The organism is Ideonella sp. sgz306126, assembly GCF_056032705.1.
Genome location: NZ_JBVYWP010000001.1, coordinates 600,221 through 613,470 on the forward strand (window position 1 = coordinate 600,221; position 13,250 = coordinate 613,470).

13 protein-coding genes are annotated in these 13,250 nt (G+C 60.1%); 1 reads left to right on the forward strand and 12 read right to left on the reverse strand.

The genetic code is table 11. From position 1 onward, the window contains the following. Window positions 1–24: 24 nt before the first annotated feature. The 12 genes from AC0N04_RS02780 to AC0N04_RS02835 form a co-directional block, all read right to left on the reverse strand. Complete coding sequence (locus AC0N04_RS02780) at window positions 25–1,353, reverse strand: O-antigen ligase family protein (protein WP_474278375.1); 1,329 nt, start codon at window positions 1,351–1,353, stop codon at window positions 25–27. A gap of 8 nt (window positions 1,354–1,361) precedes the next feature. Then, a complete protein-coding gene (locus AC0N04_RS02785) occupies window positions 1,362–2,564 on the reverse strand; it encodes a Coenzyme F420 hydrogenase/dehydrogenase, beta subunit C-terminal domain (RefSeq protein ID WP_474278377.1) in 1,203 nt (400 codons plus the stop codon). Then, complete coding sequence (locus tag AC0N04_RS02790; RefSeq protein ID WP_474278379.1) at window positions 2,557–3,717, reverse strand: polysaccharide pyruvyl transferase family protein; 1,161 nt, start codon at window positions 3,715–3,717, stop codon at window positions 2,557–2,559. The genes AC0N04_RS02785 and AC0N04_RS02790 overlap by 8 nt, the downstream gene beginning before the upstream one ends. Beyond that, on the reverse strand, window positions 3,718–5,010 hold the full coding sequence (locus AC0N04_RS02795) for an oligosaccharide flippase family protein (RefSeq protein ID WP_474278381.1): 1,293 nt from the start codon (window positions 5,008–5,010) through the stop codon (window positions 3,718–3,720). It lies immediately after the preceding gene. A 464-nt stretch (window positions 5,011–5,474) separates the two neighbouring features. After that, the gene (epsI, locus tag AC0N04_RS02800; RefSeq protein ID WP_474278383.1) at window positions 5,475–6,209 is read right to left on the reverse strand and encodes an exosortase-associated protein EpsI, B-type; all 735 of its coding nucleotides are present in this window, start codon (window positions 6,207–6,209) and stop codon (window positions 5,475–5,477) included. Further along, the gene (gene xrtB / locus AC0N04_RS02805; RefSeq protein ID WP_474278385.1) at window positions 6,196–7,077 is read right to left on the reverse strand and encodes an exosortase B; all 882 of its coding nucleotides are present in this window, start codon (window positions 7,075–7,077) and stop codon (window positions 6,196–6,198) included. The genes epsI and xrtB overlap by 14 nt, the downstream gene beginning before the upstream one ends. Window positions 7,078–7,099: 22 nt before the next feature. Continuing rightward, window positions 7,100–8,014 (reverse strand): polysaccharide biosynthesis tyrosine autokinase, encoded by a 915-nt coding sequence (locus AC0N04_RS02810; protein WP_474278387.1) that lies wholly within the window; start codon window positions 8,012–8,014, stop codon window positions 7,100–7,102. A gap of 18 nt (window positions 8,015–8,032) precedes the next feature. Continuing rightward, window positions 8,033–9,457: a chain length determinant protein EpsF gene (gene epsF / locus AC0N04_RS02815; RefSeq protein ID WP_474278389.1), complete on the reverse strand. Its 1,425-nt coding sequence runs from the start codon at window positions 9,455–9,457 to the stop codon at window positions 8,033–8,035. A 108-nt stretch (window positions 9,458–9,565) separates the two neighbouring features. Beyond that, window positions 9,566–10,417: a polysaccharide export protein EpsE gene (epsE, locus tag AC0N04_RS02820; RefSeq protein WP_474278390.1), complete on the reverse strand. Its 852-nt coding sequence runs from the start codon at window positions 10,415–10,417 to the stop codon at window positions 9,566–9,568. A gap of 8 nt (window positions 10,418–10,425) precedes the next feature. Next, the gene (locus AC0N04_RS02825) at window positions 10,426–11,448 is read right to left on the reverse strand and encodes an EpsD family peptidyl-prolyl cis-trans isomerase (protein ID WP_474278392.1); all 1,023 of its coding nucleotides are present in this window, start codon (window positions 11,446–11,448) and stop codon (window positions 10,426–10,428) included. 184 nt (window positions 11,449–11,632) lie between these two features. Continuing rightward, on the reverse strand, window positions 11,633–12,262 hold the full coding sequence (locus tag AC0N04_RS02830; protein ID WP_474278394.1) for a thiol:disulfide interchange protein DsbA/DsbL: 630 nt from the start codon (window positions 12,260–12,262) through the stop codon (window positions 11,633–11,635). A 233-nt stretch (window positions 12,263–12,495) separates the two neighbouring features. After that, complete coding sequence (locus AC0N04_RS02835; RefSeq protein WP_474278396.1) at window positions 12,496–12,690, reverse strand: hypothetical protein; 195 nt, start codon at window positions 12,688–12,690, stop codon at window positions 12,496–12,498. A 170-nt stretch (window positions 12,691–12,860) separates the two neighbouring features. Between AC0N04_RS02835 and AC0N04_RS02840 the strand changes: the two genes are divergently transcribed. Then, entirely contained in the window at window positions 12,861–13,196 is a 336-nt protein-coding gene (locus AC0N04_RS02840) for a helix-turn-helix domain-containing protein (RefSeq protein ID WP_474278398.1), read from the forward strand. The last annotated feature ends 54 nt before the right edge of the window (window positions 13,197–13,250 follow it).

Sequence of the window (13,250 nt, forward strand, 5' to 3'; positions counted from 1 at the left end):
ATCGACTGATATATGGCCTAGTCATCAATTTGAGGCATTATTAGTATCGCCTTCCTGAGTGATTTTCGCGCATACAACGATCAACAAAATGAACCACATCTGAGAACTCAGCGAGTGGATACCCATTTGAATTGAATATGTCAACAACACGGTGACAGCAGATGCATGAGTTCTCGCTTCATTTAGCTTGTCAACCTCAATTAACCGGCGCCAAGGAATACCACCCAATATTAACACTAAGAGCAACAAAGCTGCCGCCGAAAAGCCCGATTCCAAACTGATTAGCAGATAATAGTTATCTAAAGTTCTAATGCCTGCCCGACCGACAAGGGAGAATACAGACAGTCCTTCTCCAAGACCATGCCCAAGGAAGGGCGCCTCCAACGCCCGCGGCAGGCCACCCAGCAGCATTTCGACTCGCGCACTCGTGCTAGAAATGGTTTCTTGGGTGCGCCCGAATAAAGTCCCCACATAGAAATAGAACGCTGAAATCAATCCCGCAATTGCGAGCGGCACTTGAGACATAACCAGATACTGCAGCACTCTATTTTTAGAACGCCTTGTCCACGCATATATTTCCCAAGACAACATGATCACCGCGACAGCAAACACCAAACCTAGTGCCGCACGCGAACCACTCGCATATATGGACGCCAAAGCCAAGAGCCCAGCCGTCATATACAATAATTTGTTTGCACTTCTAGTTGTTTGACAAAACAGTGCCCAAATTATCGGCAAGAGTAGTATAAAGAATTGACCAAGCAGAATGGGATGCTCGAAGGTGCCTTCAGCGCGGTAACCACCATCGCGCGTTTTGTCCAAAAACACACCCATCAAATAGTCACTATTGATGGGAAAGAAACTCATTAACAGGTTTCTTTGCTTATAATAGTCAATGAGTGCAACGATGCTGGCCAAGCACCCAGATATCACCAAGGTGACCATCACTTTGTGTGCATTCTTTTTGAAACTGATTGCAAGCAGCGCATAAAACAACAGGGGAAACGTTACAAAAAATTCGTTTCTAAAAAATGCATACAACTCAAATATTGGATTCTCTGAATATGCTGCACTAACCATGCGAACGCCATAAAACAAACTCAGCGCAGAAATAAATAATCGATATTCCAGCAAACGCCGCTTCATTAATTGAATAGCGTCAGAATTGGTAAAAAAATTCCAAATGAACCCAACTAATAATGCAAATCGAAGCAATCGATCTGGCGCAACATTGGGTAAACCGCCAAACTTTAACTCTGCATAATTAGGCCAAAGAGGCAATATAAACACGAAGACCAAGAACAAATAAAAATACTTTGATTCTTTTCCGTCATTAATGCTTTTTGTGCTCATGGTCGTCATTAATCAATCAGGCGCCGCAGCGTGCCTCTGAAACTGCTGATGTTTTCGCGCAAGCTAAGTTCGGCAGCCAAACGAAACAGTGGCAAGTTGACATAGCGAGGTGCTAGGCGACGCGCCACCCATAGCGCCGCAATGCGCGACATGACCAAGCGCTTGCGGTTGAGTTGATACGGTTGCATCTTGGCAATTTCTTCCTCAGGCAACGGTTCAGTGGCAATGGCACTGGCCTGCATGGCGCTTTGCACCAGGGCTTCGCCCTTTGCGGTGCGTGTTATCACGAGGCTGCGGCCTTCGCGCTCGTCAAACTCTGGGTAGCCGTCTTTGCCGTACCAAGCATCAGCACCGACCACGTCCGCAAATTCGCCTGTACCGTCGGGGCAAATCTTGCAGCGGAATTGCAGATGCCGGTTAAGGACCGTTCCCCAGGATGTGGCGTAGTCAGTTTCAAAGCATTTGTTGTCGAACGTGATGGCAGTGGTTTTTCCGGGCCAGCCGTCGCCACGAAAAACAAATGACTTCACCCGCTCCGGCTGGACTTCAAACTTCTCCAGTAGGGTCAATGTGCCTTTGCGGCTCGGTATTCCAGCGCACATGAATGACAGCATAAAGGGCACTTTGGTGCTGATATCGGGGTGCAAGGCCTCAAAGCGGCGCAGGGCAGCAACGTCACAGGGTTTGCCCACAAAGGCGAATCGGCCGGGCATGGCAAGTAGTTCGCGCAGTTGGGCCAACGGAGCGGATGGGGCGTAGCGGGAGCCCGCCCCATCAAGTACCTGCCCGGCTGTACGGCTGATGCTCATCTCGTTGCCCAGCGGGTCATTGGTCGCGGCCTTGATGTGGGCCACGTAGTCCACCTGTCTGCTTTCAAGCAAGTGAATCAACAGGGCAGACAGCACGCCGCCAGAAGAGCCCCGGTGCCTCGTCTGGGGGTCATGGGCGTGCCCTGTGCGCACCTGCACCAGTGGGCCCCAATGGGGGTGATAGTTTGTCAGCTTGTCCTGGTGTTGGATGAGTACGCCGGGGCACACATTGCCCAACTGCTCGCACTCGTCGGCGTCCAGCGCTTGCTGTGCAACGGGGCGCAGGTAGCCCGCATGACTGAGCGCGATCTTCACCTTGCCTGGAAACAGGGTCTGGCACAGGCCGCAGCCCGTGCACAGGCCGCTGGCACTTATCGATTCGATACTGATGCGTTTACGCACGCAATTCCTTCAGCATGCCAACCAGATAGCTCTCGTATTTGGCAAGCCTGCTTTCGGCTACCCGGTTGCCAGCGTCAACCTCTGCCTTCAGGGCCAGGCGCGCCTCGAATGACTTCTTTATCAATGCCATCACCTCCTCCTGGCTGTCTGCCTTGCAATCGCCAAAGTGTGGATAGCCTAGCGACGCAAACAGCCCGTTGAATTTACGGCTGTAGGCCAGTGGCACGACAGGTACGCCACTGGAAAATGCGCCGATGCAAGCGTGCATGCGCGCGCCCACGAAAAAGTCCATGCCCGAGATGAAGGACTTGGCGTCACCAGGGGAGGCAAATCGAGGGGCCACTTGCACACCGGGATAGCGCTGCTGCAACGCAAGTGACACGCGATGATCGTCCTCGACTTCCATGGATTCAGGGATGACATGTGAAACAAGGAAGACATCGCAGTCCGCCTTGGCTGTGAACCAATCCAGCATGGCGTGGGTAAGTGCAGCGTAGTCCAGACTCAAGGCAAACTGATTGTTGCGGGTGTAGCCACCGTGGTAGAGCAGCGCGGATACATTGATGCCCACCCGAATGCGGCCTTCATCGTGCCGCACCGGCTTTTGATAGGGCAGTGCAAATGCAACGTCAATGACCTCCGCCGCGTTGGAAACGCCGTGGGAGCGCAGGTACTCCATGGACAAATGGTCGCGAGCAAACACTTGCTTGCTGCGCTTCATGATGAACAGAGCACCAGCCCGGCTGAACCTGCGCTCAAATGGGCCTATGGTTTGAGGGCTCAAGATCAAGGGGATACCAGACAACCAGACTGAATATTTGGTGCCTGTCAGAATGAGGTACCGTTCAAGGCCGTAGATGTCAGTGAAGCTGTCACCCTCCCCGATATCCAGCACCAGATCACACTCGCGCAGTTGTCTGAGAAAGGGCGATTTCCAGGGGGCCATGAAGTTGCGCTCAACACCGCAAACGCTGACAACATTCGTTTGCTGGCCATAGTCTTCCGCGCCTAACGTGCCAAAGAGCTTGAATTGCACCTTCAGGTCGAGTTGCGCGGCCGCACTTTCCAGGATCGCCATCTGCGAGAGCGTGAGAGCGCCAACGCCAAGATTGCTGGAACTTAGCGAGTGCCAGAGCAAGCCTATGGTCAGCATTCAACGACTCATCATCAGGAGGAACACCACACCGATGACGACGACCAAAGTCGTCGCATTCATGGCACTGATTCCCAATGGAAAACCACGCAGAACCAAGGTGAAGGCATAAATGAAATAGAGGCTGGTCACCGCAATAATGGACGCATAGAGCATGCCGAGCAGCCCGAACGTCGGGATGAGGAAATAGGCTGCTATAAATAAGGCTGCCAATGCAGCGGCAACAGCCGCGACGCGTGTGGACTGAAGCCTTACTGCACTGAGCGTGACGCCATGGCTGGCCGCGACGTAGCGGACCAACAGCAGCATGCCAAACCAGGGCATCAGACGTCCGAGCTCGTCGTATCTGTGGCCATACAGTTTGTGCGTGATGACCTGTGCGCCCGTGACAAAGAGGAGCATGAAGCCACCGCCGATCAATAACATCTGCAAGAAAAGCCGGTTGGCAAGCAGCTTCAAGCCGGTCTTGTCCCCGATCTTGCCGGCCATGGCGGGCAGGTAGACATTACTCAGCACCTGTGCAAAGGTATTGGCGCCTTGCATGAGACGAAGCCCGGCCTGGTACAAGCCCACCGCACCTGAGCCCAGGAAGTGTTGAACGATGAGCGTATCGGCCTGGGATTGAAAATTGGTGAAAGCCGCCTCAGCCGCAAATGAAAGGCCCACTCGAATATTCTGCAGGCCATGTTCTATGGTGTGGTGGGAACCTCTGTTGGCTCGCGGCACCAGCCGCTGGTAAGTGCGGGCGGTAAGAATGAGGAAAAGAATGCGTGAAGCCAAAAAACCCAATGCAACTTCGATAACACCACAACCCATGATCAATAAACCCAACACCACACCGAAGTGAACAAGATTCACCCAAAATGCAATGTGAGCTTCTTCCTTGTACTGACCTAACCCACGAAATACGGCGTTGAAGGTGTCTGCAAATGAACTCAGGATACCGGTTAAAAGCAATACCCAGAAAAGCATCAGGGGTTGCCTTTCTCCCCATGACGTCAGCAAAGCAACGCAAGAAACAAGAACTGTTCCAATTGTGAGAATCACCTTGGCAGCCATCACGCCGGCCATCAACTCACCAGTTCTTTCTTGGTTGTAGCCAACATCCCGCATCAACTGTTGACCGAACCCGAAATCGACTACGAGCCCGATCAAGGAAGTTGTCGTAAACAGGTACATGAATGAGCCGAATTTCTCAGGCCCCCACATTCTCGCCATCACAATGAAAATGACGACGCCCGTCAACAACCGCAGGGCTGTTGACAGAGTCATAAAGAAGGTGTGCTTAAGCAATCCGCTCGTCTCCAATAGGTATTTCGTAGAGCCGAACAGTTTGGCTGTTATGCCAAAGGTGTTAAGGAGCCGAGGACCATGGTCCGCATTGAGGTTAGATTCAATATGGACAGCATTGATCCTGCTCTGTTGCAAGGAGATGCGCTATAGCGCTCTGGTTGAGAACAGCGCATAACCGCACAACCAGTTCTTAAAGACACGTTGGTTGCTGGCCGGAAAACTTTTTTTGGCGTTTCATGGCAGTGCCTTAACGGTGACGCGAACCTGGGCGGTGCCGGATATCACTCATACCATGCACGAGGATCCACGGTTCAGCAGGATTACCGACTCTCGTGCTGGCCATGCTCAAAGGCTTCATTCATCGGTGAATCCCTAGCATATCAAGCATATGGTCATAGACTGCAGGCCTTTGATGCTCACCATGGCAACCGAGGAGTAGAGCACGAACGGGTCATATGTTCAGCTCAATGAGAGCCCTCAGCCCCAGCAACAGCTCTAACATTTGCAGAGGACATGGCATCCAGCAGGTCTCGCACAAATTGGTCTTGCCGCCTCCAAGCATAGTCGCTGTTACCGTCAATCGACGAGACCCGAAATAGCAGCCCGTCTGCAATGAGGCCCTTCAAGCTGTACCGAAGTCGCGCAATTCCTTGTTCCACATTACCTCGCACCAGCAGGTCGCCGATGCGAACCCAGTAGGTGACGGGCTCAACGCGGTCCCCAAGGCGAGTGGTCATTCGCATCACTGGCAACCGAAATTTCCCAAACGCAATCTGATCTTTGTGAATTTGAGCCACTTGAAAACCTTGCGCCGAATAGCAGACCTCGGGGCGATGAACCTGCAGGTCACGACTTTGATCACCTCCATAGGCGATCGATAGCATGATTCGATATCCGTCGTCGTTCACGTAGGTTCGCGACAAGGTCTGGCTATAGATGGTCTCGAGCTCGTTCTCGGTTTCCGGATTTACAAGCAAGCCAGAATCAGGCAATTGATGCCAGTGCGAAAAACTCTCGGGTGCGATGGCGAGCAAGTGAAGGGCCGGTCGTTGATCTGCCAGACGCAATCGCGGCTTGAAAAAATGTGCACAAATCGAAGATGCCACCATCAAGACCAAGCAGAGCAACGCGGCTTGGATGCTGCCAAGCACAGCTGACTCGCATTCGACCGTTCGGGTCATATCGCTAGCCTTGGTCATGGGGATTCCCTTTGGCAAGACCCACTCTCAACAGACCATCGATTGACATGATGAGGAGCAGTGCCGCTAAAAAGAGGACGATCCCGGCAAAGCCATGGAGAAACCCCTGACCGGCTGCATCACCCCAATAATACGTAATCAGCGCAAGCAGGCAAACTCGGATGACGTTTGCGACGAAGCTGATCGGAATAATCAGCACGCCTAACACGATATTTCTAGTCGACGATGAGGACCGGACCACGTTGAGGTAGACAAGGCCCAACGCTTCGAGCGTGAATAAGGTGTGAAGCCCAGCGCACGCGTCAGCAACCAGCAACTGATATGGCCCAATCTCTAAAATAACTCCGCTTCGACTGATAGGGAAACCCACGAAATAGAGAATTTGGTCAACGCAGTAAGAAACTGCCAGTTTCATGGGTTGAGTCATCGCATCCACGAACACGCCTGGCAATGGCAACATGAATACGAGAAACACCAATGGGAACCATACAGCCTTGAGTTGCTTCGTTCCGCGCAGCAAGAGCATGATGCCCGCGAGCATGGGTATCAACGAGGCAGTCTCAACCAACAAGAGGCTTTGGGATCGGCCGAATATGTAGAGGAGATTCGCTAACGCAAGGATCAGCCAGGCCGCGCTACGCAATGGCACTGCCCCGACCGAACCGCTCCAAGCAGGCCAACTACGCCAAATCAACCAAATAGCCAGCACAAGAACAATCGGCCCCTGCCCTTGTTGCTCGGTGGACCAAACGCTCTTGAACAAGTCAACCAGCGTTGGAACGTAAAGCAGCAGTAGGCCGGCAAGAACAACCAGCCACGCTTGTGCTGGCCGCTCAAGCAGCCTTTGCGTTAGCGAAGGTGAGTTCATGGCAAATGGCGCGCTGTTCCCGTCAAAACTCGTTCATCACGACGCCAGCAACCCGCGCATTCGCAGCCGTCAGCGTATGAACCAGCGCCTGGAGTTCATTGACGCGAGCCATGTTCTTACGCGCTATCACCAACGCCACGCCACACCGTGCTGCGATCACAGCCCCATCAGCGCCATATTGCCCGGCCGGAGTGTCCACCACCACATGGTCGAAGCGGGTGAGCAATTCGTGCAGCAGCAGGCCGAAGGCGGGCCCCTCGACCAGTTCCAGCGGGTTCGGCGGGCGGATGCCTACCGGCAGCACGAAGAGGTTAGGCACGCCGGCCACTGACCGGATGACGCTGTCGCCGCCCCGGCCCGAGAGCAGGCCCGAAAGGCCGGTGTCGCCTTCGACGCCGAAGACCTCGTGCAGGCGCGGGCCGCGCAGGTCGGCGTCTACCACCAGGGTGCGCCCGCCCAACTGGGCCAGCGCCACGGCCAGGTTGGCGCAGAAGAAGGTCTTGCCTTCGCCGGTGTTGGGGCTGACCACGGCCAGCGCGCGGCGGGACTTGACCTTGCCATCCTCGCCCTCGGGGTGGGTGCGCAGCATGATTTGCGCGCGAATGGCGCGGAAGGCCTCGGCCTGCTGCGTGAACGGCTGGTTCAGCACCACCAGCTCGGGGCTGCTCTGGCGCCGCTCTTCGCCGCCGTAGGCGTAGTTGAACTGCTGGGCCAGCGCGCGCAGCACGTCGTCCGGCGTGGCGTAGCCCAGCGCGATGGCGGCTTCGCCGAACTTGAGACCGTGGCTGCGCTGATGGGCCAGTACCTGCTCCACCTGCTCGGCGCTGAGGTTGCGGGTGTCGCGGATGATGTCGCCGATGGAGCGCACGTCTTCGGCGCTGGGCAGGCCGCCGAAGGTGGAATTGGCGCCTTCGGGGCTGCGGAGGTCTGCGGGCATGGTGGCGGGTTCCCTGGGTTACTTCTTGTCGGGCGCGGGAAGCTGGCCGGAGATGACGCGCTGCGCCATCAGGCTCAGCGCGTTGCCCTTCAGCGCGATGGCGGGGCGCGGCATCACACCCAGCACCGGCAGGCCCAGCGCTTCAACCAGGTCTTGCGGGCCGCGCACGCGGCGGTCTTGCAGTTCGCGCACCAGCGCCGAGCCCACGGCCAGCAGTCCGCCCAGGAAGATGGCCACCAAGGTATTGAGCAGCAGCTTGGGGCTGGAGGGCTTGAGCGGCGGCGTGGCCGCGCTCAGCAGGTTGACGTTGGTCTGCTGGGTCTGGCTTTCCAGGCTGCTCTGGGTCTGGCGCGCGGCGATCGCGTCCAGCGCCTTCTGCGCGTTGTCCACATCGCCTTGCAGCACGGCCATGCCGTCGCGCGATTGCTTGAGCTTCATGACCTTGGCGCGCTGCGCGTCGAGCTGTGCCTGGAGCTGAGCGACGCGGGCAGCGTTGATGTTGGCGGTGACGCCCATGCTGCCGCCGACGTTGCGGGTTTCCGCCGCGATGCGGTTGCGCAGCTCGGCGATGTTGGCCTGCGCCTGCAGCACCTGCGGGTTGTTGGCGCCCAGCCGGGTGTTGAGTTCCTGCAGGTTGGCCTCGGCGCGGCTCAGGTCCACCTTCAGCCCGGCCACCACGGGGTTGTTCAGCGTGTCGCTCAGCTGCGCGGTGTTGCCGCCGTGAGCCTGGGCGCTGCGGCCGGCGCTGTCGGTGGCCAGCGCCTGCATCATCACCAGCTGGGTGCTCAGGTCGTTGAGGCGGCCGGTTTCCACGTCCAGCCGCTCGTCATTGCCCTGGATGCCGTTGGCCTGCTGGTACTGGCTGAGCTTGGTCTGGGCCGCCGCCAGCGCGGCCTTGGCGTCCTTGGCGCGGCGGTCGAAGAAGCCGCTGTACTGCTTGGCCGGGTCCACGCGCAGTTCCAGCGAGGTGTCCAGGTACGCCTGGACGAAGGCATTGGCCAGCGCGGCGGCGAAGTTCGGGTCCGGCGCCTTGTAGTCCACCGCGATGACGTTGCTTTCGCGGCTGGGTTTGACGTCCAACTGCTTTTGAAAGACTTCGACCAGCCAGTCCTGCACCGTGCCCTGCCCCCCAGTCGCCTCCTGCCACTGTTGGCGGATGTCGGGGTTCTGGTCCAGCTTCAGGTTCTGGATGACCTTGCGGGCCACGCGGTCGCTGGTCAGGATGTCCACCTGAGTGGCCATGACGGCCGGGCCCATCATTGCGCTGGCCATCGCGCCGCTGATCGGGTCGGGCGTCACGTCCACCACCACGCTGGCTTCGGCGGTGTACTTCTTGGGCAACACCAGGCTCAGCACCACGGCCGTGGCCACGGTGACGAAAAACACCAGCAGCGCGAGCTTGCGCCGGGCGCGCAGGATGGCGAGGAAATGGGTGAAGTTCATGGCGTGAGGGAGTGTGACCCGCAGCGCGCCCGCCGGCGTGGCGCGCGCCGCGGCAGTCTCGCTAGGGTTGAGGGGCCGGCGCCGGGCTGGCCGGGGCGCGGCGGGACTTCAGAACAGGCTTTCGCGAACGTAGATCACGTCGCCGTCCTGCAGCGGCTCGTCCATGCCGGGCTGCAGTTCGGTGGTCTTGCCGTCGGCACCACGGCGGCGCACACGGATGCCTTTTTCGGTGCCGCGGGGCGTGAGGCCGCCGCCGGCCGCCAGGCCTTGCATCAGCGTCATGCCGCGCATCAGCGGCATCTGGCCGGGGCGCTGCACCTCGCCGTAGATGTAGAACTGCGGGGCGCGGTCCACATAGACCACGTCGTTGCCCTGCAGCACCAGGTCGCCCTTGCGCTCGGCCGTGGCGAAGATGGCGGGCACGTCCACCTTCTGCAGGAAGGGTTGGCCGCCCCGCGTGCCCACCACGGTGACCATGTCGCCGCCCAGTTGCGGCAGGATGCCGCCGGCCAGCGCCAGCACGTCGGTCAGCCGGGTGCCGGCCTGCTCCAGCGCGTAGCGGCCGGGCCGGTTGACTTGGCCCAGCACGCTGACCTGGCTGCCGCGAGCCTGCATCAGCACCACGTTGACCTGCGGGTTCTTGACGAAATCGCCCTTGGCCAGGCCGCTGGCGATCAGCTTTTCCGCATCGCCCACGCTCAGCCCGCCCACGTGCACCGCGCCCAGCAGCGGGTACGAGATGACGCCGCCGTCGGACAGGCGGGCGTCCAGCGTCAGGTCCTGGTTCTGGTAGACGGTGATGTGGATCGCATCGCCGGGGCCGAGCTTGTACTCGGCCGGAGCCACAGCGGTGCTGCCAGCGGCCGTGCCCTGGGCGTGGGCCGCGTCGGGGGCCAGCCAGAGCCCGAAGGCGACGGCGAGGGCCAGCAGCAGCAATCGAAAGAATCGGGAATGAAGCATGGGCGCAGTCACTTGATGCCTAGGCCTTTCTTGAGCGTGGCGTCGTCCAAGCCGGCCGGGGACGCTGCCGGGGCCGGAGCCGTTGCACCGGAAGATGCATTTGCCGTGCCCGCGTCAGCCGCCCCAGTGTCAGGGGTCGCGGCCGAGGCGGGGGCCGCGGCCGGCGCAGCGGCGGGCGCCGATGCGGCATTTTTGGCAAAAGCGCCCAGGTATTCGACTTTGGCGGCCGTGCGCAGGCGCTTGACCTCGGCATCGGCCGCGTCGCGCCGGCGCTGCTGGGTGATGAACTGCTCGATCGCCGGGCGGGCCTGGTCCAGCGTCACCGGGGCGTCCTGCGCGCTGAGCACGAACAGCACCTTGGCGCCGCCCGGGCCGGGTTGCACCACGGCCTGACCTTCGCTGAGCTTGCTGAGCGGGTCGACCAGGGCCAGCGGCAGCGCCTCGGCCGGCTGGGTGGCCTGGCCGGTGGTGAACTGCAGGCTTTGCGCCTTCAGGCGGGCCATGAAATCGGCCGGGCCGGTGGCGGCCGTCAACTCGGCGCGGATCTGGGCCAGCTGCGCCTCGGTGGTCTGCACGTTGACCTCTTGCAAGGTGTAGATGCGGCGGTGGCTGAACAGGCCGGGGTGCGCGTCGAAGTATTTCTGCACGTCGGCGGGCGTGGGCGGCGCCGTGGTGGCGCCGATTTTTTCGAGGTAGGCGCGGGCGATGATGTCGCGCTTGGCGGCCTCGATGGCCGAGACGACGGCGGGCTCGCGGTCCACCTTCTGGTCCACCGCCTGTTGGTAGACGACCTCGCGGTCGATCAGGTGTTCGAGCACCTGGTGGCTGGCGGCGTCCATCTGCTCGGGGCGCAGGCCGCGCTGCTGCTGCAGCACGTCGTTGACCTGATGGACGGTGATCTCGCCGTCGTTGACCTTGGCCACCGTCTGGGTGGCGCCGCTTTCGTGGCCACCGCAGGCGGCCAGAGCCCACACCGAGACGCCCACTGCCAGCGCGCACGCGGTGCGGCGCAGCCTATCGTTTGAACTCATTGAACTCCCCAGCGCCACCGGACCCCCCCTGCAAGAACTGCTGCACGCCCCGTGCGGGTGCACGGGCCGGGAGGTGGAGGGTTCAACGAGAGCGAAAGTTCATTCTAGTGGCCGACATGTCCGCAAAATGTCGGCTCCACGAACTAGGGGGATCGCTGCGGCGCAGGCCTGCGCCGCAGCGATGTCAACGCTGGGAGCGGCTCTTGCGGATCAGCGCGTCGGCCACTTTCAGAGCCTGTACTTCGCTGCCGGCCAGCTCGGGCGAGGTGATGAAGCGGCCGTTGATGGCCAGCGTGGGCACGCCGTCCACGTGGTAGGCGGCGAACAGCTGGTTGGCCGCGCGGATCTTGGTGGCGACGGTGAAGCTGTTCATCTCGGCTTCGAGCCGGGCCTTGTCGAGCTGGTTGGCGGACGCGAAGGCGGCCAGCCCGGCGGCCGTCTCCAGCTGCAGGTGCTGCACGTGCACGGCGCGGAAGACCTTGGCATGGATGTCGCTGGGCGCGCCCATCGCTTCGAGCGCGAAGTACAGCTTCTGGTACGGCAGGTGCGGCGGGGCCCAGCCCACCGGGATGCGGCGGAACGCGACATCGGCCGGCAGCGCCTTGACCCAGGGTTCCAGCATCGGCTCGAAGGCATTGCAATGCGGGCACCAGTAGCCGAAGAACTCGATCACCTCGATCTTGCCGGGCACGGCCACGGGCTGCGGGGTGCCCAGGCGGGTGTAGTCCTTGCCTTCGATCGGCTCGGCGGCCTGGACCAAGCCCGGCAACAGCGGCGCGGCGGCCAGGACCAGGGCGAGATGGCGACGTTTCATGGTGTTTCCTTCTTGGGGGTCTGAACGGGATCCGGGGCGGATTTGAACCGATCTCGCGTGCCCCGGTGTTTCCCGCTGTTGAACGGGCCACAGGCCGCTTCGGTGCACGCCTGTCCCGCAAGGCCGGCGTCCGCGCTCGCAAGGCGAGGCGTCCACGCTCGTAAAAAAAGGTTCACCTGCAGCGGCTGCGGGTGAACCTGTGGCGGGCCCGGTGCGCCCCGGGCCGCGGTGGATCAGGACGTGGCCGGAGCGCTGTCGTCGCCGCTGTCCTTCTCGGCGAGCTTTTCCTTGATCAGTTCCACGCCCTTATAGCCGGCGACCGCAGCCGCGGCTTCGCCCAGGAACGACGCGTTCGGATCGACCTTCTCCAGGCCTTCCACGGCAGCGACGGCCCCGGCGACTTCTTCCAGCTTGTCCAGAATACCCATGGCGATTCCCCTCATCAGCGGTTGAACAGAGCGCGCTTTCCGCGCGCCGCCGGATGATACGGCGGCGATGTTGCGGAAGGATGGCTGAGCGAGCCGGATCCAGGTCGGTAGCGCGGAACAATAAGCGTCATTAAAGGCGTCAATTTATAGACTCTGATAAATTTAATGGCATGCCAAAGTCTTCCGCCCACAACGACTGGCTGGCGCCGCAGGCCGCCGAGAGCCTGAAGGCCCTGGGCGAGAACCTGGCCTTGGCCCGGTTGCGCCGCAAGGAGTCGCTGCGTGACTGGGCCAAGCGCATCGGCGTGTCGGTGCGAACGCTGCAGCGGCTCGAAGACGGTGATCCCGGTGTCGGCATGGGCATCTATGCGGCGGCGCTTTGGTTGATGGGGCGCGCGCAAGCGCTGCCTGATCTGGCCGATCCCGCCAGCGACCGGGGGGCACTCGAGCTCGACCTGCGCCAGGCACGCGAACGCCTGAACCGTCGGACAAGGGCGGCCAAGTGAGCGCCTACCGAGTCGCGCCGTAGTGCTCCATCCATAGCGGGCTGGCAGCGATAG